Annotated in this window: 1 protein-coding gene and 1 pseudogene; one reads left to right on the top strand and one right to left on the bottom strand. The window is 61.4% G+C overall.

Translation table 11 applies throughout. From position 1 onward, the window contains the following. Positions 1-204: cytochrome c biogenesis protein CcsA (gene ccsA / locus PV761_RS24160; RefSeq protein ID WP_347900047.1), on the top strand; the 204-nt coding region annotated here is incomplete at its 5' end. A 226-nt stretch (positions 205-430) separates the two neighbouring features. Here the strand turns inward: ccsA and PV761_RS24165 are convergent. Then, positions 431-514 (bottom strand): annotated as a pseudogene (locus PV761_RS24165) (four-helix bundle copper-binding protein); the annotation flags it as partial. Between the last annotated feature and the right edge of the window lie 698 nt (positions 515-1,212).

A 1,212-nucleotide genomic window follows, 5' to 3' on the forward strand; every position in this document is an offset into this window, starting at 1 on the left:
CGCTTCTGGGGCTGGGACACCAAGGAAGTCTGGACGTTCGTGATCTGGGTGGTTTACGCCGGCTACCTGCACGCCCGTGCCACGCGCGGCTGGACCGGCACCCGGGCCGCGTGGCTGTCGATTGTGGGCTACTTGTGCGTGGCCTTCAATTTCACGATCGTCAACCAGTTCTTCAACGGCCTTCACTCCTATTCAGGGCTGTAGAAGTCAAAAGCAGGTTGCTCAGGCATGAGGCGAAGTGTTCTTCTTCCGGACTGCCGCCACGAGACAGAGTAGCGCGCAGGCAGGTGACGCCCGAGCCGGAATAAACGTTTCGGGCTCTCAAAAGGAGGTGGCTTCGAACCCGGCGCTCTGTTGCGTGGCCCACGGCACCCCGGCAGGGGCGTCCGTGAGGGCCGGGCTACGCCTGCATTCCGGCCTGCCACGGGCTTTAACCGGGCGAGACCAGCAGTTCCGCGCACGCCTGCTCGCAGCGGCGGCACGCTTCGGCGCAGATGCGGCAATGCTCGTGCATGCGGCGCAGGCAGTGCAGGTCTGCGCCGCATTCGAAGCAGGTGTCGGCGCATTTCGGCCAGGTTGTGCCGGTCCACATCGCCGAGATCCCTGGCTCAAGAAACGGGCTCCCCTTGAGCTCACGCAGACGGGTTCCAACAGCCACCCCATGCAAAACGCAGGTTATGTGAACCAAGAACCGTAGCGCTGACGTCTATAGATAAACCGGTGAGCCGCCTGTCCTGCACGAAACCTGCCCGATTCCGCTCCGTTTGGGGAGGCCGCCGAACAAATGAATAACGAGAATGACAACTATGGCCGATGAGCCGCCGCTTATGTTCTTGGCTCCCTGGCTCCATCGGAGCGGATTGCATATGAGTTGCATTTGGCCCAGTGCACGCGCGCTGCACCTTGGAGGTAGCCGAGATGGCCGGGGTTGGCCGCGATTTCAACCCGGGTTTGCCCCATGGTTGTTCCCCTGTGTGGCTGTTGTGTCAGGACTTGCCGGGCCCGATCTCTTGGTGGCCCTGAAACACATGCGAGGCGGTCTCGGCCAGCCGTACAGTAGAGGTCGTGGGCCCATTCACATTCGGTTGCTGCATCCCGATATCGGGCTTCACCAAAGACGCGCCGGCGGACCGGACCTAGTACTACAGTCGCGTTTATTGGTGACTTTCGGCGGTTTAATCGGACTTTCGGCTGGGAACCTGTTAATCGTTG

Origin of the sequence: Arthrobacter sp. CC3 (genome assembly GCF_039907775.1) — a bacterium.
Classification (GTDB): Bacteria; Actinomycetota; Actinomycetes; order Actinomycetales; family Micrococcaceae; genus Arthrobacter.